This window comes from Candidatus Ruminimicrobium bovinum, assembly GCF_902760015.1.
Classification (GTDB): Bacteria; Elusimicrobiota; Endomicrobiia; order Endomicrobiales; family Endomicrobiaceae; genus Ruminimicrobium; species Ruminimicrobium bovinum.
Genome location: NZ_CACWEU010000091.1, coordinates 19,308 through 40,673, shown reverse-complemented (window position 1 = coordinate 40,673; position 21,366 = coordinate 19,308). Strand labels below are relative to the sequence as shown.

The 21,366-nt window shown below is 29.8% G+C and carries 22 protein-coding genes and 1 tRNA gene; 11 read left to right on the top strand and 12 right to left on the bottom strand.

Going from position 1 to position 21,366, the window contains the following annotated elements:
• Positions 1–7 precede the first annotated feature (7 nt).
• Genes ACMUOV_RS03310 through ACMUOV_RS03300 form a run of 3 tightly spaced genes read left to right on the top strand, consistent with a single transcriptional unit; the run spans position 8 to position 3,689 of the window.
• Positions 8–1,201, top strand: coding sequence for a hypothetical protein (locus tag ACMUOV_RS03310; protein ID WP_413853661.1), 1,194 nt, complete (start codon positions 8–10; stop codon positions 1,199–1,201).
• Positions 1,177–2,973, top strand: coding sequence for a hypothetical protein (locus ACMUOV_RS03305; RefSeq protein ID WP_413853659.1), 1,797 nt, complete (start codon positions 1,177–1,179; stop codon positions 2,971–2,973). The genes ACMUOV_RS03310 and ACMUOV_RS03305 overlap by 25 nt, the downstream gene beginning before the upstream one ends.
• Entirely contained in the window at positions 2,970–3,689 is a 720-nt protein-coding gene (locus tag ACMUOV_RS03300) for a ComF family protein (protein ID WP_413853658.1), read from the top strand. Before ACMUOV_RS03305 ends, ACMUOV_RS03300 begins: the two co-directional genes overlap by 4 nt.
• Here ACMUOV_RS03300 and ACMUOV_RS03295 read toward each other — a convergent pair.
• Genes ACMUOV_RS03295 through nadA form a run of 4 tightly spaced genes read right to left on the bottom strand, consistent with a single transcriptional unit; the run spans position 3,686 to position 7,120 of the window.
• The gene (locus ACMUOV_RS03295; RefSeq protein ID WP_413853656.1) at positions 3,686–4,732 is read right to left on the bottom strand and encodes a M24 family metallopeptidase; all 1,047 of its coding nucleotides are present in this window, start codon (positions 4,730–4,732) and stop codon (positions 3,686–3,688) included. The two genes, ACMUOV_RS03300 and ACMUOV_RS03295, sit on opposite strands and share 4 nt — an antisense overlap.
• Positions 4,725–5,489 (bottom strand): biotin--[acetyl-CoA-carboxylase] ligase, encoded by a 765-nt coding sequence (locus ACMUOV_RS03290; protein WP_413853654.1) that lies wholly within the window; start codon positions 5,487–5,489, stop codon positions 4,725–4,727. The genes ACMUOV_RS03295 and ACMUOV_RS03290 overlap by 8 nt, the downstream gene beginning before the upstream one ends.
• A gap of 3 nt (positions 5,490–5,492) precedes the next feature.
• Complete coding sequence (locus tag ACMUOV_RS03285) at positions 5,493–6,209, bottom strand: cytochrome c biogenesis CcdA family protein (protein ID WP_413853652.1); 717 nt, start codon at positions 6,207–6,209, stop codon at positions 5,493–5,495.
• Complete coding sequence (gene nadA, locus ACMUOV_RS03280; RefSeq protein WP_413853650.1) at positions 6,209–7,120, bottom strand: quinolinate synthase NadA; 912 nt, start codon at positions 7,118–7,120, stop codon at positions 6,209–6,211. Before nadA ends, ACMUOV_RS03285 begins: the two co-directional genes overlap by 1 nt.
• 102 nt (positions 7,121–7,222) lie before the next feature.
• Here nadA and xerA point away from each other — a divergent pair, with 102 nt between their 5' ends.
• The 8 genes from xerA to ACMUOV_RS03240 all read left to right on the top strand — a co-directional run bounded on the left by xerA (position 7,223) and on the right by ACMUOV_RS03240 (position 14,367).
• Positions 7,223–8,116, top strand: a complete 894-nt coding sequence (xerA, locus tag ACMUOV_RS03275; protein ID WP_413853648.1) for a site-specific tyrosine recombinase/integron integrase — start codon at positions 7,223–7,225, stop codon at positions 8,114–8,116.
• Between the two features lie 3 nt (positions 8,117–8,119).
• The gene (locus tag ACMUOV_RS03270) at positions 8,120–9,037 is read left to right on the top strand and encodes a hypothetical protein (RefSeq protein WP_413853647.1); all 918 of its coding nucleotides are present in this window, start codon (positions 8,120–8,122) and stop codon (positions 9,035–9,037) included.
• Between the two features lie 445 nt (positions 9,038–9,482).
• The gene (locus ACMUOV_RS03265; protein WP_413853646.1) at positions 9,483–10,076 is read left to right on the top strand and encodes an outer membrane beta-barrel protein; all 594 of its coding nucleotides are present in this window, start codon (positions 9,483–9,485) and stop codon (positions 10,074–10,076) included.
• Between the two features lie 257 nt (positions 10,077–10,333).
• Positions 10,334–10,786, top strand: coding sequence for a CC0125/CC1285 family lipoprotein (locus ACMUOV_RS03260; RefSeq protein WP_413853644.1), 453 nt, complete (start codon positions 10,334–10,336; stop codon positions 10,784–10,786).
• 122 nt (positions 10,787–10,908) lie between these two features.
• Positions 10,909–10,981 (top strand) — tRNA-Thr (locus ACMUOV_RS03255).
• Positions 10,982–11,004: 23 nt separating this feature from the next.
• Entirely contained in the window at positions 11,005–12,588 is a 1,584-nt protein-coding gene (locus tag ACMUOV_RS03250) for an ATP-binding protein (RefSeq protein ID WP_413853643.1), read from the top strand.
• Between the two features lie 14 nt (positions 12,589–12,602).
• Positions 12,603–13,688 (top strand): response regulator, encoded by a 1,086-nt coding sequence (locus tag ACMUOV_RS03245; RefSeq protein ID WP_413853641.1) that lies wholly within the window; start codon positions 12,603–12,605, stop codon positions 13,686–13,688.
• Positions 13,678–14,367, top strand: coding sequence for a sensor histidine kinase (locus tag ACMUOV_RS03240; protein WP_413853639.1), 690 nt, complete (start codon positions 13,678–13,680; stop codon positions 14,365–14,367). The genes ACMUOV_RS03245 and ACMUOV_RS03240 overlap by 11 nt, the downstream gene beginning before the upstream one ends.
• A 1-nt stretch (position 14,368) precedes the next feature.
• Here the strand turns inward: ACMUOV_RS03240 and rimI are convergent, their stop codons facing one another.
• The 8 genes from rimI to ybgF are packed head-to-tail and all read right to left on the bottom strand — an operon-like array spanning position 14,369 to position 21,365.
• A complete protein-coding gene (gene rimI, locus ACMUOV_RS03235; RefSeq protein ID WP_413853637.1) occupies positions 14,369–14,812 on the bottom strand; it encodes a ribosomal protein S18-alanine N-acetyltransferase in 444 nt (147 codons plus the stop codon).
• Positions 14,796–16,253 carry a glycosyltransferase family 39 protein gene (locus tag ACMUOV_RS03230; RefSeq protein WP_413853636.1) on the bottom strand — a complete coding sequence of 486 codons (1,458 nt, stop codon included), beginning with the start codon at positions 16,251–16,253 and terminating at the stop codon, positions 14,796–14,798. Before ACMUOV_RS03230 ends, rimI begins: the two co-directional genes overlap by 17 nt.
• Positions 16,237–17,559 carry a PHP domain-containing protein gene (locus ACMUOV_RS03225; RefSeq protein WP_413853635.1) on the bottom strand — a complete coding sequence of 441 codons (1,323 nt, stop codon included), beginning with the start codon at positions 17,557–17,559 and terminating at the stop codon, positions 16,237–16,239. Before ACMUOV_RS03225 ends, ACMUOV_RS03230 begins: the two co-directional genes overlap by 17 nt.
• Positions 17,560–17,561: 2 nt before the next feature.
• Positions 17,562–17,966, bottom strand: coding sequence for an ExbD/TolR family protein (locus ACMUOV_RS03220; protein ID WP_413853633.1), 405 nt, complete (start codon positions 17,964–17,966; stop codon positions 17,562–17,564).
• A gap of 2 nt (positions 17,967–17,968) precedes the next feature.
• The gene (locus ACMUOV_RS03215; RefSeq protein ID WP_413853632.1) at positions 17,969–18,619 is read right to left on the bottom strand and encodes a MotA/TolQ/ExbB proton channel family protein; all 651 of its coding nucleotides are present in this window, start codon (positions 18,617–18,619) and stop codon (positions 17,969–17,971) included.
• Between the two features lie 20 nt (positions 18,620–18,639).
• Entirely contained in the window at positions 18,640–19,941 is a 1,302-nt protein-coding gene (locus tag ACMUOV_RS03210) for a hypothetical protein (RefSeq protein ID WP_413853630.1), read from the bottom strand.
• Positions 19,922–20,686 (bottom strand): energy transducer TonB, encoded by a 765-nt coding sequence (locus ACMUOV_RS03205; protein WP_413853629.1) that lies wholly within the window; start codon positions 20,684–20,686, stop codon positions 19,922–19,924. The genes ACMUOV_RS03210 and ACMUOV_RS03205 overlap by 20 nt, the downstream gene beginning before the upstream one ends.
• Positions 20,676–21,365, bottom strand: a complete 690-nt coding sequence (gene ybgF / locus ACMUOV_RS03200; protein WP_413853628.1) for a tol-pal system protein YbgF — start codon at positions 21,363–21,365, stop codon at positions 20,676–20,678. The genes ACMUOV_RS03205 and ybgF overlap by 11 nt, the downstream gene beginning before the upstream one ends.
• Between the last annotated feature and the right edge of the window lies 1 nt (position 21,366).

Genomic DNA, 21,366 nt, shown 5'->3' with positions numbered 1-21,366 from the left:
TTTACTAATGAAAAAATTTTCTAAATTATTATTAACGGTAATATTTTCGCTTTATTTGGTTCAATTTATTTTTTCAATTCCCGTAAATTATAATACGGATACAAAACAACTTTATCAAAATATAAACACCGGAATATTTTCACAAATACTGCTTTGGTATAATCTTGATTCAAATATTGATTTCATAAGTAATTCAAAACAGGTATATATTGATGAAAATGAACAAGTTGCATTGGAACTTGAAACACCGTATATGACGGAATTTGATTATGAACCCGACACAGAAACAACGTTATTAGAGTATGATAAACAAGATATAATTTCAATTAAAAGCGAAGGTAATACCGTCATACATGTAAAATATATTGATGCATACAACAATAAAGTATCGGCAGGATATCCGAAAATTTATTACAGGAAATTAAATTCCGAAGAATCTTTTACGGAAGAAAGTTTAAAAAGCAAAGGAGACAATAATTTTTATACCGATTTGAATTTGGACTACGGACAGTATGAATATTATTTTACGGCTAAAAATGATTATTATCCTAACGAATATATAACACATCCACAAAAACTTGTAATAACCGAAAGACCCAAAAATTTTACGGTTATTTCTCCTGAAAATATAGAAATTGACGATGAGAAAAAAGCAATACTTGATACAAATATAATTTTTAAATGGAATGTTCAACCGGGTAGCGACGGAGATATTTTAACAAATACTTTTTATTACGGAACAAATAAAACAGATATGAAACAGGTTGATTTGGCGGAACAAACGGAATATGAAATTGCAAAACTTGCCCCGAGAACAAGATATTATTGGAAAGTATCCGTGCAGAACCAATACGGAGCAAAGTTGGAAGAAGAACAAATTTACACTTTTATAACCGGAGGTAATATTAAAAAAGTTTACAATGCTCCAAATCCTTTCAATCCGCAAAAAGGTGAAAAAACCGATATAGTTTTTTACATGGCGGATTCCGGCAAAATTGAAATAAATATATATTCGGAATATGGTGATAAAATAAGAAATTTTTCGGTCAATAATTTATCAGGCGGTAACAATTATGTTACTTACGACGGCAGAGATGATAAAGGAAATATTCTTTATAACGGAACATATCTTTGCATAATAAAGAAAAAATATACGGAAAGAGAAGAAACCGAAAAATGCAGATTATTAATAATAAAATAATTATTATTTTTAGTTTGGTAATTTTAGCTGCGGTAAATATTTGTGCCGGGCAAAGAAAAAATTTTTTTTCACACGGACCGTCGGTTTCTTCTTTTGCACAAGGTGAAACGGTTTTAAATAATTTAAATGAACCGTCGATAATTTTTTATAACGGTTCGTTAATGTCTTTTTTTAATTATAATTCCGTAAGTTTGGCAAGATATAATTTATTTGAAGGGTCATCATACAACAGTGCATCTGCAAATATCAAAATATTAAATAATTTACATTTGGGTTTTTCTGCAATCAATTTGGCAAGCGGTGATGTTGAAATAAGAAAAAGTATTTTTGATACGGCAAAAATAATTAATACAAATCAATGGGAATATATTTTAGCGGCATCTTTTATGATACAAAAAATAGAAACTTCCGTAGGTGTAAATGCAAAGTATTTTGTTATGGATTTGTATGAAGCAAAAGATTCCGGAGCAGGTTTTGATTTTTCCGTATCTAAATTTTTTAAAAATGTGGATTTACACTTAACACAGGCAACAATAGGTGTGGGACTTTCGGCAAATAATATTATCGGAACGGGAATTAAACTTGATACGTATAAAGAGGATTTTCAGAATATTTTTATATTAAGTTCGATGCTTTCAATTCCCACAAAATTAAGATTACAATCGCAGGATACTTTTACCGTTTCAGTTGATATAAGAAATGAAGATTCGTATAACGATATATATACCGGCTTGGAATATAAACTTCTCAATAAATATTCCATAAGGGCAGGTTATTATCCCGAACACATTACTGCGGGCTTCGGTTTGGCAATTTCTTATTTTGTTATAAATTATAGTATGGACTTTAATGAAATAGATTTGATAAACAGATTTTCGCTTGCTTTCAGATGGGCAAATAAAAATAAAGTAAAATCGGATAATGACCAATTAAAACTTGAAGCCGAACAAATGCTTGCTACCGAAAAATTGTCTCAAAAGGAAGCTGATAAAACTTTTGTTGAAGCAAAAAATTTCTATTCAAAAAAACAATATTTATATGCGACCGAATTATTACAAAAATTAATAATAAATTATCCGTCTTACGACTCTCCGTTATTTTACTACAACAAAATAAAAAAACAAATGACGGACAATTCGGTTTCGGCAGCAGAAACCGATTTTGCTTCTTATGCTTATTGGGCAGGATATAAGTATTATTATGAAGCAAATTATGAACAAGCATCAAAAGAATGGGCAAAATATTTACAATTCGATAAAGAAAATAATGAAATAAGCGAATATTATGATAAAGTTCAAAATATTTTAAAAGATGAATTTGAAAAACAGGAACAGAAAAAATTTGAACTTGAAGCAAATACTTTATTGGAAGACGGAATACTTAAATTTGATAATAAAAAATGGATAGCATGTATAAAACAAATGGAAAAACTGCAAAACTTTGTTACGTCTTCAAACAGAACTTCATCATTTAATTATTATCAAAAAGCAAAAGATTATATAGACAAAGCCGTTTACAACCTTTCTTTAACTTTAAAACAAAATAACAGTATTCCTGCTCAAACAAAGCAAAATGAAAAAGTTACAAAAGAAGAAATTGTTGAAATTGATGAAAAAACCGCCGATATAAAATATAAAGAAGGATTAAGTTTATATGCAAAGGGGAAATATTTTGAAGCCGAAAGGATGTGGGAACTTACTTTAAGGTTAAATCCCAATCACATAAAAGCCCGGACAGCCCTAACTCATATAAGAAATAAAAATACAAAATGAAAAAAATTTTAAATTATTTTATAAATTTTTTCTTTCCGAAAGTATGTTCGTGTTGTAAACAAAATTTACCGATAAATTATAACGGTAATATTTGTGATAATTGTTTGGATAAATTACCTAAAAACGACGGTTTAAAATGCTCTGTATGTGATGTTCAAATAGATTCGCAAAAACATTGTTACGATTGTTCCCGTAATAAAAATTATTTTGATTTAATAAAAGCACCGTATAAATATGAAAAATCCGTTAAAATATTAATACATAATTTTAAATATTCAAACAGATTTTTTTTGGCAAAAGATTTTTCAGATATGATGGTCAACGTAATTTTACAAAATAATTGGGATAAACAAACTGATATTGTAATACCTGTTCCTTTATTTATAACAAGAAGGTTTTTAAGAGGTTATAATCAGGCCGGTTTAATAGCCGAAGAAATATCAAAAAAAATAAATATAAAATGCAATAATAAAATTTTGATAAGAAAATTTTATACAAAAGCTCAATTTTTGTTAAACAGAAAAGCAAGGCAGGAAAATTTGCAGCAGTCGTTTTACGTTAATAAAAAATATATTGATAAAATAAAAAACAAAAATATTTTACTTGTTGATGATATAGTTACAACTTGTGCTACGGTTAATTCCTGTGCAAAAGTTTTAAAACAGGCAGGTGCCAAAAAAATTTTTGTAATATCAATTGCAAGGACGGGTTTTTAGTATTCGGCAGTAGTTAATTTTTTAAAGCCCGTTTTTGTAACAAGAACGGTATCTTCTATTCTGACGCCGAATTTGTTTTTTAAATAAATCCCCGGTTCTATAGTTATAACCATACCTTCCTTTAAAATTGCTTCGTTTTTGTGCGAAATTGCAGGGGCTTCATGTATATCAATACCTACACCATGTCCGGTAGTATGTATAAAATATTTTTCAAATCCGTCAGTTTTAATAATATTTCTTGCCGTTAAATCTATATCACAAGCTTTTATATTCGGTTTAATTTTTTCCATTGCTTCGTCGTGGGCTTGTTTTACCGTGTTCCATATTTTTTGTTGATATTGTGTAGGTTTACCGACGAAAAAAGTTCTTGTAAGGTCGGAACAATATCCGTTGCAAATACAACCCATATCAATTAAAACAATATCGTTTTTTTTAATTTTTCTTTCACCGCTTATATGGTGAGGATTTGCAGCATTAGGGCCTGATGCAACTATTGTTTTGAAACTTGCAACCGTGTGATGTTTTGCAAATTCCTGTTCAATTAAAAAATGAATATCAATTTCTTTCATGCCGCAAATAATTTTATTTTTAACGGTTTCAAATATTTTTGAAACAAGTTCACATGCAGTTTTAATATTGTTTATTTCATCTTTGTTTTTAATAATTCTTAAATTGTTTGTAACGGAATTTATTTGTTTAACGGTGATATTGCTTAATTTAAGTATTTTTTCAATTAAAGTAAAAGTTGAAACCGAAAGCTCCGTGGTATCGACAAGTAATCGGTTTACGTTATATTGCTTGATTATTGCAACAAGTGCTTTTATAAAAGAAGTATCGGTAACAATTTTTATTTTATTTTTAAATTCGGTTTCAATTTGTCCTTTAATCATTTGTGAGGTAATTGCAAAAAGTTTTTTCTTTGCCAAAAGCAGCCAAAAACCTTCAAATTCCGCATCCGTTAAATAAAAAATATCTTTAGGGTTTGTAATTAAAATAAAATCTTTCGGATACTGTTTAAAAATTTTATTAATTTTATTATTCATCAAAAAAAATCTCCCCGGAATTTAAAATTACATGTTTGTTATTTGAATTTATAATTAAATTTCCGTTATTATTTATACCTTCAATTTTCCCTTTAAATTTTTCCCCGTCTATATAATAAATAACAGTTCTATTTGTTATTAAATATTTTTTATATTCGGTTATTATTTGTTCGTTGGTTGCATTATTATATAAATCAAAAAAATTATTTGTAATTTCCGCAATAAATTTATTTCTTGAAATACGGACATTTAAAGAAGTTGCAATATTTTTTAATTCTTCCGGAAAAATTTTGGTGTTAATATTAAGGCCTATGCCGATTATTACACTTTCTGTTTTATTTATTTGTGTGTTAAAAACGGTTTCGGTTAATATGCCTGCAATTTTTTTATCGTTAAAAAAAATATCATTTACCCATTTTATATTTACGGTAATACCTGTCAAATTTTTAATCGCTCGGACAACGGCAACGGCAGCCGTTAATGTTACAAGTAAGATATCTTCGACGTCTTTTTCCGGAAATATGACAAAAGTCATATAAATACCTGTTTGTGCAGGTGAAAAAAACTTTCTGTCAAATCTGCCTCTGCCTGCAGTTTGAGTATTTGCCGTTATTAAAGAATTTTCGGTTATTTGTTTTTGCCAAACGGCATTTTTTGCATAATCATTTGTTGAAGTAATAGTATCAAAAATTTCTATTTTGATGTTGTGATTTTTTTTATCTAAAAAATTTTTTATTTCTTGTTCGGATAAATTCATTTTTTAATTAAATATTTTTACAAAATAGTTTGTAATCAACGAAAAATTATTTGTTATAACCAAAATACCGACTATAATCAACAAACTTCCGGTAATTATTTCAATAAGTTTATAATGTTGTTTTATCTTTTCAAATAAAAATAAAAATTTGTTAACAAACAATGCCGTTAAAATAAAAGGAACGGCAAGTCCCGCGGAATAAACAAGTAATAAAAAAGTTCCTTGCCCTATAGTTTGGCTTGTTGATGCAAGTAAAAGTATTGAAGCAAGTATCGGGTCAACACAAGGTGTCCAACTTAAAGCAAAGGCACAACCTATTAAATAAATTGTAAAATAATTTGAAGTTTTTTTAATTTTATCTGTCCAGGAAAATTGTTTGTATAAGAGAGGAATTTTAATAATTCCCAAAAGATGTATTCCGAAAATTATTACTACCGTTCCGCCTATCCATCTTAAAAGATTTATGTTGTTTAAAACAATTTGTCCTATTACCGTTACCGATAAACCGAGTATTACAAAAATTGTGGTAAACCCGGCAATAAATGTAAGTGAACATAAAAGTGCCGGTAAGATATTTTTTTTATTATTTAATTGGTCTATGGAAAAACCGGTAATAAGTGTGATGTATACGGGAATCAAAGGTAAAATGCAAGGACTTATAAAAGTTAAAATCCCTGCAATAAAACTTGTAATGACCGGAAAATTTCCTAAATTTTCCATTATGAAGGTTTAACCTCTAACATTCTTTGTATAGGTATAATTGCTTTATCTGCAATTTCTTTAGGAACTTTCACTTCGTTTGTCATTTCTTCAAGAACATTTAAAACTTTTTCAAGGTTATTTTTCTTCATGTTCGGACACACTGCCAAATCCGTAACAGGATAAAATTTTTTATCGGGATATTGTCTTTGTAATTTGAATGTTATTTCGTTTTCGGTTCCTATAATAAATTCTTTTGCATCGCTTTTTGCTACATAATTTAAAATTCCGGTGGTGGATAAAACTTCATCGGCAAGTGCAACCGTTTGCGGCGGACATTCCGGATGAACCAAAAACAAAGCATTCGGATGTATTTCTTTTTGCAATGCAACATATTCCGGCAACATTTTCATGTGTGTAGGGCAAAAACCGTTCCACAAAATAAGTTTTTTATTTAATACTTTTTGTGCATAAGAACCTAAATTTCTGTCGGGACAAAAAATTATTTTGTCGTTTTTAACACTTTTAACTACATTGATTGCATTTGATGATGTGCAACAAATATCGGTTTCTGCTTTTACAGCAGCCGAAGAATTTATATATGTAACTACGGTTGCACCGGGATTTTCTTTTTTAAATTGAATAAGCTGCTCGGCAGTTATCATATCGGCCATCGGGCAACCTGAAGCCGAATCCGGCAACAAAACTTTTTTATCAGGGCTTAATATTGAGGCGGTTTCCGCCATAAAATGAACCCCGCAAAAAACAATAACATCTGCCGTTGTATTTGCGGCTTTTCTGCTGAGTTCCAACGAATCACCGGTAAAATCGGCAATATCCTGCACTTCTTTTTTTTGATAATTATGCACAAGTATTACCGCATTTCTTTGTTTTTTCAATTCCGATATTTTTTGTATAATCTCTTCTTTCATAAAAAGTTCCTCAATTTGTTTTAAAACAGTATTATACTATATTATAAAACTTTTGTCCGCAAAATTTGCTTCGAAAATTGTTAAAAATGCTATAATCTAAAAATGAATACTAAAGCAGAAATTTCTGAAATAAAAGAAATAACGGAATTTATTAAATATTTACAGGGTGAAAGGAATTATTCAAAACTTACTGCCAAATCATATAAAACCGATATGTATTTATTTGTCGATTTTTTGAATACAAATTATAACGGTGTAGGACTTACAAAATGTTCAAGAAATATTATCAGGGCATATTTGGCTTATTTGTATAATCAGAAACTGCAAAAAAGTTCCATTATCAGAAAGTTTGCAACATTAAGATCTTTTTATAAATTTTTGGTTTTGAATTCATATATTGAAATAAATCCGATATCGGCAATGTCAACACCGAAAGCCGAAAAGAAAATACCTAAATTTTTAACCGAACAGGATATGTTAAAACTTTTTGATATGGAAGATATTTCTTTACGTGATAGGGCAATGCTTGAGCTTTTATATTCTTCCGGTATAAGAATAGAAGAAATGGTATCATTGAATTTAAAAGATATTGATTTGCTTTACGGAACGGTAAAAGTGTTCGGGAAAGGTTCAACCGAAAGAATAGTTCCTATAGGTTATAAATGCTGCATTGCAATAAAAAAATATCTTGATCAAAGGAAACAAACAGACGGCTTTAATTCGCCTTTGTTCCTAAACAAAGATAATGTAAGAATAACATCAAGAGGAGCAAGAAAAATTTTACATAATTGGTTTGTAAAGGCGGGATTTATAAAAAAAGTTTCACCGCATACAATAAGGCATTCGTTTGCTACACATTTACTTGACAGGGGTTGTGATATAAAAAGTGTTCAGCAAATGTTAGGACATAAAAATTTGGCAACTACACAAATTTATACACATGTTACACTTGAAAGTTTAAGAAAGGTTTACGATAAAACACATCCAAGGGTTTAACTTATGATTACGGAAAATATAAAAATATTAATGGAAGATACGGGTTGTAGCCAGCATGAAGCCGAGCAGGCATTGGAAGTTGCCGGCGGTAATTTGGAACAGGCAATTATAAATATAGGCGTTATGTTAAAAAACATAACAGCATATAAAGCCAAAATAAAAAACAAACAAAAAAATATTTACGGGCTTATCCATATAATTACGAATAACAAAAATTTAGACTTGTTAAGGTTTAGTTCGGTAATGACATATAACCCCGTTGTTTACGAACAGGAAGTATCAATGGATTGGTTTTCGTTTGAAAAAGCAATTTTTTATTATCGTTTGGAACCCGGCACAATAGAACAATATACAAGAATGGTGGATACCGATTTTGCGATATTTATAACCGATAAATTAAAACAGCATCAAATTATATCTTTGGAAGATATGAAAAATATGATTGAAGAGTTTTTTGTTTTGGAAGATGTGGAAATTGAAATAATTGCACAAGAATTAACTTTAAGAGAATTTAAAAGACTTCCTAACAGCGAGCATATAATAATTTCCGAAACAATAAAATCAAATGATGCGGGCGAAATAAAACTTGATACCGTTATTATGGAAGATGATTTGGGCAAAAAAATTGATAATATTGTTGCCGAAGATGTTGTTCTTGCAACAATTACCGATACCAGAGATATAGCTCACTATTTAGGTCATTTAATCGGTGCAAGAAAAGATAATGAAATGATTTCTATTCCCGTTACTGTAAAAAATGTAATAAAAAAAGAAGAAGTTTATACGGTTTATTTAAAATATGCCGATTTAATTACCGGAGTTGCAAAAGTTAAAAGCGGTAAAAAATTAAAAGTTCTTTCAACAAAAAAGAAACCGTGGTGGATGAGCTTGAAATTGAAATCAATTTTTACCAAAAATTAAAATTACATTTTAAAATTTTTAACTCTTTTTATTTCATCATTGCGGGGCAACTTGTTGCCGTGGCAATCCGTGAGTTTTTTCTTTAAAAGTATTTTTCTTTTTTCTGTGCCGGAACTATTCACTCGTATTTTTTAGGCACGGGCTCCAACTGTGTTTTTCTAACAACCTAATGTAACGAAAAACGCCACGAACAATGTCGCCCTAAGAATTAAAGTAAAAAATTCTTACCTAAAAATATATCATTCATAAGCAGTTCCTAAGGCACTTTCAAAAAGAAAATATTTCTAAAATTTTGTTTGTCGTTCAACTCTAAGCTCTCAGCTCTAAACTTTAAACTAAAAAAATTTGCACTGCAAAATTTTTTAATGTATAATACCTAACATAGTTAGTTAAAAATAAAGTCGGTAAATTTACCGACTTAAAACAAAAGGAGAGAAAAAGTAAAATGAAAAAAAGTTTATTGGCAATGTTGTTGGCAGTAGCACTTGTAGCACCTGTTTTTGCAGCAAAAGATATGTGGATCGGCGGAAGTTTAGGGTATGAAAATGTCAGTATGACAAACGGACCTAAAGATTCATCAGTTTCCTGGTCAATCAGTCCTGAATTCGGATACAGCATAAATGAAACTTGGGATATCGGTATTGATTTAAGTTATTCATCTGACGAAAATTCCGGAGAATTTAGAAAAATAAATATTGGAGACAGTAAAGTAACGGCAGTTGAAATTGCACCTTTTGCAAGATATAAATTATTTTCAATAGGTTCTTTTGATGTTTTAGCCAAAGGTAAACTCTTTTTTGTAAGTGCAAAAGCAGATGATGCCGATGCTACAATTGACGGTTATGGAATAGCAATAGCACCTGTTATAACATACAGCATAAACGAAACTTGGTCAATCGGTTGCACACTTAACTTTGCAGAACTCGGATATACACATGTAAAAGGTGATAAAAATCTTAACGATCAAGAAGCTAATATATTCGGATTTAATGCAAACGACGGTTCAATAATAAGTGTAGGTTTCTCATACCATTTCTAAAAAATTGCCGAAAGGCAATTTTGGGCTGATAAGCTTAAATGCTTAAAAGTTTAAAAACGGAATATAAAATAATAAAAAAGAGCAGAAGATTTTTCTTCTGCTCTTTTTTGTTTAAGTTTTATTATTCTAACGGAATACATTTTACCGTTTTTTAAAAGATAAAATTGCCTTTTTTATTACAATCTTCCAATTCACTGTAGTAAACAATAATTAAATTTTGTAAAATCAATATTCAGTGTTAAAAGGGGGATTTTTTAATGATTAAATTTAAAATAGTTTTTATGCTTTTTAGTATAATATTAATTTCGTCTTGTGCTACAACGTATAAAAGGGCAAGTTCTCCCGAAAGTGTCGGTTATTACGATAGTCTTTTACAACAAAATATGTACGAAGTAACTTTTAACGGAAATTCAGATGTTTCAACAACAACGGCACAAGATTATGCTTTATTAAGAGCAGCGGAAATTTGTATTGAAAACGGCTATAAAACGTTTGATATCATAAATTCAAAAGATAATTCAAAAACAGAAACCGGTGCATATACAAATCATTACGGAAGATTTCAATCGGCTACATATATTTCTTCAAGTACATATCCTAAGATAGCATTGATAATAAAATGTTCAAAAGAAAATAATCTAACCTTTATAGCTGAACAGATAAAAGAAAATTTAAGAAAAAAATATAAACTTGAAGATAAAAATAAATAGATTATTAATATATCATTTGATAATTGATAAATTATATAATAAAGTTTCGGTTTTGTTTGACAAAAGCTTTATATTTTGATATTCTAATGACTCCGAGAATATGTAGTATACTTTATATGCATGCCGACGTAGCTCAGCTGGTAGAGCAACGGTTTTGTAAACCGTAGGTCGAAGGTTCAAACCCTTTCGTCGGCTTTCTTTAAATATCTGGCAATTTTATGAAAAGTGAAATGAGATACAGTCTCAGTTTTAAATTCACGTTAGTAATTTCAATAGTTATCATAATTACCTCCGTAGTGTTAAGTTGGTTTTTTATCAACGGACAATCATTGTTGTTACAAAGTTCAATAGAAAATAAAGGTATTATAATAGCGCACGGTTTAGCCGGTTCTTGTGAATACGGTGTTGTTGCCAAAAATCATGATTTTCTTTTAAGTTTAACAAAAGATACAATAAAAAAAGACGATGTCCTTTATGCCGTTATTTATGACGAACTTGGTAATACTTTAGCTGAATCGTTGGTTTCCACAACAGATATTAATAATTTTGTTACGGCATCTTCTTTTGATCAAAAATATATTGCTTCTCTCGATAAAAACGGTTTACAAACAAAAATATTAAATATCAAAGAAATAGGTGATGTAGTTGAAATATTTGTTCCCATGGTATCATATAATACGGGGTCATATACTTTTATACCGACAAATCCAATGATGATGCCGAAAGCAAAAACTACTAAAGTAATCGGGCTTGTTCGTGTAGGGCTTACTTTGGAAAGAATAAAATATCAGATATCCAAAGTTAAAAGAAGTATCATTATTTTGACGGTAGTTGTAATTTTAGCCGCAATTATAATATCAATATTTTTAATCAAAATAATTATACGGCCTATCAACGAATTGTTAATAGGAACAAATCAAATAGCAAAAGGGATATTAAGTTACAGAGTTCCGTTAATATCGAAAGATGAATTCAGAGATTTGGCTATTTCATTTAATTCAATGGCGTCGGATATGGAAGCTCAAATAAAAGAATTAAACAGAGAAAAGAAAAATTTATTGACACTTAAGATTGCATTTGAAGAAAGAAGTCGCGAACTTGAAAAAACTTTGGATAAAGTTCAAAGCATACAAAAAGATTTGATAAGTGCCGAAAAATTTGCAACTATCGGTAGATTATCTTCATCTGTTGCACATGAATTAAGAAATCCGCTGGCAAGTATTAAAAATATTTCTTACTTTTTATTAAAAATGGGAAATTATACAAATGAAAAAGAAAAGAAGATGATTCAAATGTTATCCGATGAAGTTGTTCGAGCAAACAAAATTATTACCGAGCTTCTTGATTACTCAAAAACTAAACAGATAAATAAATTGGAAATAGATGTAGGTGTGTTAATAGATAAAGCCATAAAATCGGTTCCTGTTGCCGAAAATATTAAAGTTATAGATCAATCGGGCAGATTTATTGTTTCAGTCGATCCGGACAGAATAGTACAGGTTTTAATAAACCTTATTGCAAATGCAAGGGATGCAATGCCGCAAACAGGCGGAACAATTACCTTATCGTCATCAGTATCGACGGATAATAAATTTATGATAAAAGTATCTGATACGGCTTCGGGAATGACTGATGAAACAATTGCAAAGTTATTTGAACCTTTGTTTACAACAAAATTAAAAGGTATCGGTTTAGGTTTACCTATAGTAAAAGAAATAATAGAAGCCCATGGCGGAGTAATAACCGTTACAAGCAAAGTGGGTGTTGGAACCGAATTTATAGTTTTGTTACCGATTAAATAAAAAAAGGGTTTTTTATGGATGAAAAACATTTGAAAATTTTAATAGTTGATGATGAAGAAGCATTAAGGGAATCTACTTCAAGTATTTTGGATTTATACGGATACGAAACAAAAACGGCATCTTGCGGTACCGAAGCTATTGAAATGGTGAAAAAAGAACAATTTGATATGCTTTTTTCCGATATGAGAATGCCCGATATTACGGGGACCGACGTTATAAGAGCCGTAAAGCAAATTCAGCCGGACTTAATTTGTATTATAATGACAGCTTATGCTTTAAATGAATTGATAGTTGAAGCTTTGGAATTAGGTGCAAATTTTTGTTTAACGAAGCCCTTTGAAATAGAAAAGATGTTAGATATAATAACCGAATTATCAAATCAACCTTTTGTTGTGGTTATTGATGAAAAGAAAAATATTTCCAGAAATTTTTTATCCAACTTAAAACAAGACGGCTTAAATACAGTTTTTATAGAAAAAACAACGGCCGATATAAGTTTTATGAAAAGACACTATCCGGATAATTTAATTATTGGTATTAACGATAGTGTTGACCAACAGGCACAAACAATAATAAATAATATAAAATCTTTAAACGATAAATTACCTAAAATTATTTTAACAGGTCCGAAAAGTGCCGAATCTTTTATTGATAACATTAAAAATTTAACGGATCAACCTGTAAACTTTTTAGAAACGCCTGTTAATATTAATAATATTTTTTATTTAATTACGGGCAGGGCAAGAAAATTAAATATAGCTGCTATTGCCATAAATGACGTTAATTTTAAACAGTTATTTCCTGAAGATAAATACAACGTATTTGAATATGAAACTCAACAAAAATTTTTAGACGAGTTGAAAAATGATTTTTTTGATATAGTAATAGTAAATATTAATAATGAAGATTTATTGTTAGAATTTCATAAACAAATTCATCAATTAATGCCTAACGAAAAAATTCTTTATTTGGTTAACAATACGGGAATTTTATCTTCTTTGGAAGAAAATACTTTTTATTATATAGCAAAACCGTATTTACCGCAACAACTTTTGGAACAGGTTACTGATATTATAGGCGGTGCAAATAATGGAAAATAAAGTTTATAATTTAACGAAAAAAGAATTGAATACCGAAAAAAATAAAGTAATTGCAAGGTTTGCTTCAATTGCTTCACATGATTTAAAAAACAGTCTCGGCGGTTTGTCGAATATTTCATATTATTTTTCAAAAGTTTTTAAAATTGAAGGCGAAGTCCCTAATAAAATGTTGGAATTATTGTCGTCCGAAGTTAAGCATTTAAACCAGCTTATTACTGATTTGTTGGATAAAACAAGAGTAAAACAAATAACAAAAACCGAGTGTGATTTAAAGCAGATAATTGAGCAGGCAATTGAAAATTCAAAAACTGATAAAATAACATTTAAAACAAATTTAACATCCGCAAATATTTATGCCGATAAAGATAAAATGGTACTTGTCTTTTTTAATATAATAAAAAATGCAAAAGATGCAATGGAAAATAGCGGTGCAGTTGATGTAAATATGGCAATTTCGGATAATAAAGTAACAGTTACGGTTAAAGATAACGGTATAGGAATGGATGAACAAACGCTTGAAAATTGTTTTGACCCTATGTTCTCTACAAAAACAGCTAAAGCCATGGGGATGGGGCTTTCGGTTGCTTTACAAATAGTTGAAGCTTGTGACGGAACAATAAATATTGAAAGCCGAAAAAATGAAGGAACTTCCGTTGCAGTAACGCTTCCGTGTAAATAACTTAAAAATTTAATTTCATTAAAAGTGCGTTAGAAGAATTGTTGTAATATTTTTCTCTTAACGAATATTGTTTAAATCCTGCATTTTTATAAAGGTTTTGAGCAACAATATTATTTTGATGAACTTCCAAAAAAATAACATTACAATTTTTTTCCTTAATATCTTTAATCGCAAAGTTTAAAATATATTTACCCGCTTTTATACCTCTGAAATTTTTATCAATTACAATATCTAAAATTTCGGCTTCATCAAATACAATTCTGTAAATTATAAATCCTATAATTTGATTATCTTTTTTTATAATTTTAAATACGGAGAATTTATTTTTATACTCATCCAAAAACATTTGTTTGGTCCAATGTGAATATTCGGATTGTTTTTCTATTTCAATAATTTTATCGATGAGTGTTTTGTTGAAATCGGAAATGTTAAATTTTAAAATCACTTTTTATATTGCCTGTTTGTTTTATTACAAATTGTTTGATAATTAAATGATGTCTGAAATATACAAATAAATTTGTTTTGTAGGAAACATTATTAAAATAATTTTTTACATTAATATAAGAATCTTCATTTTTATATTCGTAAACAAATGCTCCGGTTGAATTTCTAAATTCATCCGGTAACGGCCATAAATCATATTGACTTTTTTTTGTTTGATGCGGCAAAACCGCAGTTTTTATTTTATTTTTTGAATAGTATGCTATTGTTGATGAAAGTTGATGAGAAGGCGTCATAACAAAAGAATAATTTTCATTTAACAATTTTTTTGTTAATTCATCATAACTGTAAAACCAATTTGTAGTATCGGCAACAGCAGCATCCTCGGATATAAGTTCAACGGGAAATATTGTAAATTTTGCATGAAGGCCTACTAAAACGGATATTACTATATTAAAAATAATACTTATCTTTAATATCTTTTTTTTAAATTTACTGCCGTCCAAAAAATATACCGCCGCAATTATTGCAAATGTAAAATATGCGGGTATTGGCCAATTGCCTCCGGGTAATCTTTTTAATGCGGTTATTACGTAAAATAAAATTACCGGAACTGAAAATGAAGCAAGAAATATATTTTTTGTGTTTTTTGAAAATAAATATTTTATACCGATATACAAAATCGGTAAAAATAAAAAAACGTTGAAAACACCTGCTTGTGTTGCCAAATATTCGCCTATATAATTAAATCTTATTCCTTCATTTGATAACCCGTGTCCTATTTGATAGGAAAAAGATGCCCAGTTATATTGCCAGTTCCAATATATTACCGGTAAAAAACAAATAAAAGAAATTATTAATCCCAAATATAATTGGTAACTTTTGAACCAATATAATTTTTTATCGAGTAACATATAAATAAACAGACTCATTAAAAATAAACAAGCCGTATATTTTGATAACATGGATAAACCGAAAAATAATCCTATTATATACCAATAGTTTTGATTTTCGGTTTTTATTAATTTCCAAACAAAAAAAGTTGCTAACGATAAAAACAAAAATACCGGAGTATCCGGTGTTGTTATAATTGAAACCGAAAATAAAATCGGCATTGAATGTAAAATTATTACCGAAGCCGAAGAAATAACTTCATTTTTAAATAATTCTTTTACCAATTTCCACAGTAAAAAACTTAAAATAACCGTTACTATTATTGTGGAAAATCGAACTGCAAGTTCCGATGATGAAAATAAAGTTGTAAGTTTTATAAAGTATGCAACCATAGGAGCATGGTCATAATAACTTAATTGCAGTTTTGTCGACCATAACCAATAATATGCTTCATCAGGATGCAAACATAAAGCAGCTGCCAAAAATATTTTCCAGAAAATTGAAAAACATACAAAAATTATAGTGTTTTTTAAATTAAAGATTTTTTCCACTTGTTCCCCAAAGGATAAGCCATACAAAAACAAAACCTATAAGAACAGGAATCATTGTTTCGGGTAGTATTACGCTGTGTGTATTTGCGGTAAATAAATTTGCAAAATAAAATAATGCACAGTCGAAAAACAATGCAAATAATAAACTTATAAAGCGGATTATTGTTTTAAATTTAAAAATTGATAAAAATACAAATATAAAAGATATTATCATATAAAAACTTAAAATATATTTTGCTTTAGTATAAGTTAAATAATTTATTAGTGCATAAAACGGTTCAAAAATATATCTTATGATCGATTGATTTCCTCTGACATTATGAACTATAACCTGTACTTGCGGTTTTTCTTTTAACAATTCAAATAAATTTTTGTTTCCGTCATTTCTTATTACGGACCAAACGTTTGTCATATAACCGTAGCCGTGCCAATCGGTTGAACCCAACATAAGTAAGTTGTTTTGTTTGCATATATCAATAAGTTCCTTTCTTGTTGAATCCGTAATATATCTGTACCCGCAGTTGTATATTTCAAATCCGTCAATTCCGCAGGATACAACTTCATTTAAATCAGGTCTGTGCCATTTCCACCAATGCGGCATAATTACCAGCATATTGTTTTTGTGTGCCAAATTTATTAAATCTTTAAGAGAATTTTTTGCGAAATCTTCGTAACGAAAAAATTTTGAAGAAAGAAGTAAAACCGAAATTCCTTCGGTTGTTCTTATTTGTATTCCTGGAAAAACATGGTTCCTTTTTTGTCCCGAAGGGAATAAAAAGAAACCTCTTGTAGTATCATGTTCCGTTATAAAAAAGTCCGTATAACCCTGTGAAAAATGAAAATTCATACTTGAATAAATATTTGAAATTACATCTCTTGATGAAATTGTATGCGAATGCGGATCAAAAACAGTGTAATTATTCGAGGACGGTATAATTTTAGGTCCTTGAACCGGTAACAGTATTACAAGACAAATTATTGAAGCCACTAAAAATACGGAAAATACGGGGAAAAAAATTTTCGCTTTTCTGCTTAAATTTTTTGCTTTGGCAAAAACTATTGCAAAAACTGTTGTCCAAACAAACCATGAGACAAGTGCAAAAATGTAACCTGAGCGTTCCATGGTCAAAATATGGTATGCGAATGCATAAAACGGCTCAATAAAAAGTCTTAATAAAGGCCATTGTAAATGAAAAGAATTTACCGTTTGTCCGGTTGCAATATCAATTAAATTCGGAGCATAGCAAAAATAATTTATTAAAAAAGATACAAATAATACAGATATTAAAATATAAACTTTTTTCATTTTTATTTTTTTGAACTTTTTGTATCAACGGCTAATGCAAATTTTGTAACCCCCGTTTTTTTTGCCTTATCTATTATTTGAATTATTAAATCGTATTGAACATTTTTGTCGCCTTTAATAACTACGGCTTTATCGGGGTTTGATCTTGTAAGTTTAAAAATTGCCTCTTCAAGATATGCCATGTGAACTTGTTTGTTATCGATATATATAAAACCGTCTTTATCCGCCGTAATTTCTATATTTTTAGATTTTGCATTTTCGGTAACTTCCGCTTTTGGCAGATTAATTTTTATTTCGTTATTTGACAACATTGGTGTTGTTATCATAAAAATTATAAGCAGCACCAAAACCACATCGGTAAAAGGAGTTATATTTATATCTGAAACTATTTTATTTTTTCTTTTCATTATTATTTATAAACCGATTCCTTTGGTAATAACTTTATAATATCATCCGTTGCAGATACGGCATATTCCATATCAACCGTAAAATTATCAATTGCTTTTGAAAGAAAATTATATGCTACAACAGCAGGTATTGCAACTAATAAACCGGTTGCCGTTGCAATTAACGATTCTGCCACACCGCCTATAACAACACTTATTCCTCCGGAACCTGCCAGTGAAATATTATGAAATGAATGAATAATACCTATTACCGTTCCGAATAAACCTATATAAACCGACACGCTTCCGATAGTTCCTATTATTGTTGTATATCTTTCCAATTTTACCGTTTCCAATAAGATTTCTCTTTTCATTGCTTCTTTTACATTTGGTTTTCCCGTATGCAAGAATTGGGTTAAACCGGCTTTTACAATATTTGCTACAGGAGAATTTATTCTTTTACAAAATAAAATTACTTCCGTAATATTATTATTTTCTTGCAGAAGCTTATGAATTTTTTTCATAAAGTTTTGAACCGAAATTTTATTTTTACTTTTAAATTCAAGTATTTTAAAAATAATTACGGTAACCGAAATTATTGAAGCAAACAACAATACATACAGGGTTGCCCCGCCCATTGATAAAATTTCAAAAATGCTTTTATTTTCAAACATAATTTCTCCAAAAATGAAAATCAGTTAGACCACGCCGGAGTGAAAGAACTTCCCGGAATATCGGCCAATTTTCTAATGCCCGAGCCGTCAACTCCCATTATATATATTTCACTTTTACCCGACCTTGTGGAACTGAATGCTATAAATCTTCCGTCGGCAGACCATACCGGTGACTCATTGTTTCCCTGAGCTTCCGTTAATCTGAATAATTTGGCTTTCGGTAAATCATAAATAAAAATATCATAAAATCTGTCTGCTTTCATTGTAAAAACAATTTTATCACCTTTAGGGGACCATACCGGAGTATCACAAGGTCCTTTTGAAGTAAGTCTTCTTAAATTTACTCCGTCTATATCCATTATATAAACCTGCGGATATCCCGCTCTGTCGGAAATGAATGTTATTTCTTTACCGCTCGGTGAAAACGACGGGCTTGTGTCAATATATTTTCCTTCCGTCAATCTTCTTAAAACAACACCGTTACTGTCCAAAAGGTATAAATTAGGAAAATTTCCTCTTGATAAAGTTGCAACCATTGTTTTCCCGTTAGGTGCAAATGATGTAGGGGCATTTAAACCTTGAATTGTGGAAAGTGCCTTTCTTTTATTTTTGGTTATATCCACAAGAAATAAGTCCGGGTTATTGTAAAGATAAGTTGTGTAAATTATTTGGTTTGTATGCGGAACCCATTTCGGAAGAATGTTTATTCCGTTGTCTTTTGTTATTCTTCTTAAATTATAGCCGTCATAATCTATTACATAAATTTCTTTATATTTTGTATTGTTATTTGAAAATGCTATTTTTGAAGTGGCAATTCCAACTTCTCCGGTGAACCTTTTTACAATTTCATCACTTATTTGATGAGCTACGATTCTATAATTTACCGTAGTATTATTATATTTGTCTTCCCAAATAAGCTGCCTGCTGTCAACGTCATACATCTTAACCGTAATTATTAATTTTGTCAATTCAACTACGGAAACTTCTCCTGTTAAAATTACGGAAACATTTTTTTGTGCCCAATAAGAAAAATGAGATTTCATGTCGAATTTATATGAAGTATTTGCCGTAGCTACATTAAAATGTCTTGATAAAATTAAATCGTTTTCCAATACATCTCTAAAATCTTTTGCTGTTTCCATTTCTTCAAATGTTCCGTTTACGGGAACAAAATCCGCAAGCCCTATTCCCGACCTGCTTGCATTGCTTCCGGACAAAGACAAATAAATGTCGTCCTGACAAAAACCTGCCGTAAAATATGAAAACAAAATGAATAATGTTACAAAAAAGATGTTTGTTAATTTAGTTAAATTTAAATTCAAAATAAACTCCTAAATCATCTTCCGTATATGCCTCCGGTAAAGGAGCAAAAGGACTTGATAATATAATTGCTCTTGTTGCATTTTCATCAAAGTCGCTGTTTCCGGAAGATTCTTTTATTCTTGTGGCAACAACATCGCCATCTCTGTTAATTTTAAAATATATAACGGCTCTTAATGCCCTGTATGCACCGGCCCATTGCCAATTTCTTCTTATTTTCTTAACTATGGAATTTGCATAGTAAGAAAATTTAAAGTTTGTGTTTTCAAACATAACGCCTTTGCTTCCGCTGTTTGAAGGAACATTAAAAGGATCCGTATCACTGCCTGTTTTTGCATCCGCAAAAACATCATTTTCTTTTTGAACTGAAGTTTCTTTGGTTACTTCCTTATTTACTTCTTTTTTCGGTTTTTCTTTAACTTTTTGTTTTTTTTCTTCAGTTTTTTTCTTTGCTTCTTTTTTCTTTGACTTCTTCTCTATTTTTATACTGTCATTATCAATTTCTTTTTTTGTTTCCTTCACCACGGCTTTCTTTTCATATTTTTCAGTTGCGGATTCGGACTTAGCCGGGTTGTTATTTGCAAAATTATTTGTTTCTACAGGTGAAATAAAATTAACATCTATCGGAATTTGTATAAAATTTTCTTCTTTTTTTGTGTTATAAAAAATTGCAAATAATACAACCAAATGTAAACAAAGCGAAAAAACAAAAAAAGGAAAAAGTTTATTTGATTTATCAATTTGCATATACTTTCAGCTTTTCTTTAGCCGTAAATGCCTCGGCACTTTTCGGAAAATCCTGCAATATGGATTTCAATACTATAACCGTTTCGTTTTTCTTTCCCAAAAGTTCCAAACATAAAGCCATTTTTAATCTTGCCGAGGATGCAAATTCGGAAGTTTGATAAGAAGATTCCACTTTTTTATATTCTTCGTAAGCATCAGCCCAACTGTTTCTTGAATATAAACATTCTCCTATATAATATTGAGCATGTACGGCTAATTCATGTTCCGGATATTTTTTTAAAAATGATTTAAAACCCATTTCCGCAAGTTCATACCTTCCGACAAGAAAATCATTATAAGCATTATTATAAACTTCCGACGGACTTGCCTGCAAGTCGGGTTGCTTTGTGTCCGAAATTTGATTGTTTTTCTGGATAAATTCCAAATCCTGAATTTTTTGTTTTAATGAAGAAACCGTTTTGTTAAGCGCCTGTATTGAAGCATTCATTGTATCTATCGTCGCTAAACTTGCATCATATTTGGAATATAAATCTACTTGCTTTTCCTGTAAATTTTTATTGGCAACCTGTAATTGTGCAACTTCGCTTCGCAAATCGGAATCGGTTTGTTGGTTTAACGCCGCGCACCCCGATATAAAAAATAAAACCGGTAAAAAAAATATAAATTTATTGTATTTCATT

Bases quoted from the DNA above. Each gene is read 5' to 3' on its own strand.
- ACMUOV_RS03310 (WP_413853661.1), top strand. From the start codon at position 8: ATGAAAAAATTTTCTAAATTATTATTAACGGTAATATTTTCGCTTTAT.
- ACMUOV_RS03305 (WP_413853659.1), top strand. From the start codon at position 1,177: ATGCAGATTATTAATAATAAAATAATTATTATTTTTAGTTTGGTAATT.
- ACMUOV_RS03300 (WP_413853658.1), top strand. From the start codon at position 2,970: ATGAAAAAAATTTTAAATTATTTTATAAATTTTTTCTTTCCGAAAGTA.
- ACMUOV_RS03295 (WP_413853656.1), bottom strand. From the start codon at position 4,732: ATGAATAATAAAATTAATAAAATTTTTAAACAGTATCCGAAAGATTTT.
- ACMUOV_RS03290 (WP_413853654.1), bottom strand. From the start codon at position 5,489: ATGAATTTATCCGAACAAGAAATAAAAAATTTTTTAGATAAAAAAAAT.
- ACMUOV_RS03285 (WP_413853652.1), bottom strand. From the start codon at position 6,209: ATGGAAAATTTAGGAAATTTTCCGGTCATTACAAGTTTTATTGCAGGG.
- nadA (WP_413853650.1), bottom strand. From the start codon at position 7,120: ATGAAAGAAGAGATTATACAAAAAATATCGGAATTGAAAAAACAAAGA.
- xerA (WP_413853648.1), top strand. From the start codon at position 7,223: ATGAATACTAAAGCAGAAATTTCTGAAATAAAAGAAATAACGGAATTT.
- ACMUOV_RS03270 (WP_413853647.1), top strand. From the start codon at position 8,120: ATGATTACGGAAAATATAAAAATATTAATGGAAGATACGGGTTGTAGC.
- ACMUOV_RS03265 (WP_413853646.1), top strand. From the start codon at position 9,483: ATGAAAAAAAGTTTATTGGCAATGTTGTTGGCAGTAGCACTTGTAGCA.
- ACMUOV_RS03260 (WP_413853644.1), top strand. From the start codon at position 10,334: ATGATTAAATTTAAAATAGTTTTTATGCTTTTTAGTATAATATTAATT.
- ACMUOV_RS03250 (WP_413853643.1), top strand. From the start codon at position 11,005: ATGAAAAGTGAAATGAGATACAGTCTCAGTTTTAAATTCACGTTAGTA.
- ACMUOV_RS03245 (WP_413853641.1), top strand. From the start codon at position 12,603: ATGGATGAAAAACATTTGAAAATTTTAATAGTTGATGATGAAGAAGCA.
- ACMUOV_RS03240 (WP_413853639.1), top strand. From the start codon at position 13,678: ATGGAAAATAAAGTTTATAATTTAACGAAAAAAGAATTGAATACCGAA.
- ACMUOV_RS03225 (WP_413853635.1), bottom strand. From the start codon at position 17,559: ATGAAAAAAGTTTATATTTTAATATCTGTATTATTTGTATCTTTTTTA.
- ACMUOV_RS03220 (WP_413853633.1), bottom strand. From the start codon at position 17,966: ATGAAAAGAAAAAATAAAATAGTTTCAGATATAAATATAACTCCTTTT.
- ACMUOV_RS03215 (WP_413853632.1), bottom strand. From the start codon at position 18,619: ATGTTTGAAAATAAAAGCATTTTTGAAATTTTATCAATGGGCGGGGCA.
- ACMUOV_RS03205 (WP_413853629.1), bottom strand. From the start codon at position 20,686: ATGCAAATTGATAAATCAAATAAACTTTTTCCTTTTTTTGTTTTTTCG.
- ybgF (WP_413853628.1), bottom strand. From the start codon at position 21,365: ATGAAATACAATAAATTTATATTTTTTTTACCGGTTTTATTTTTTATA.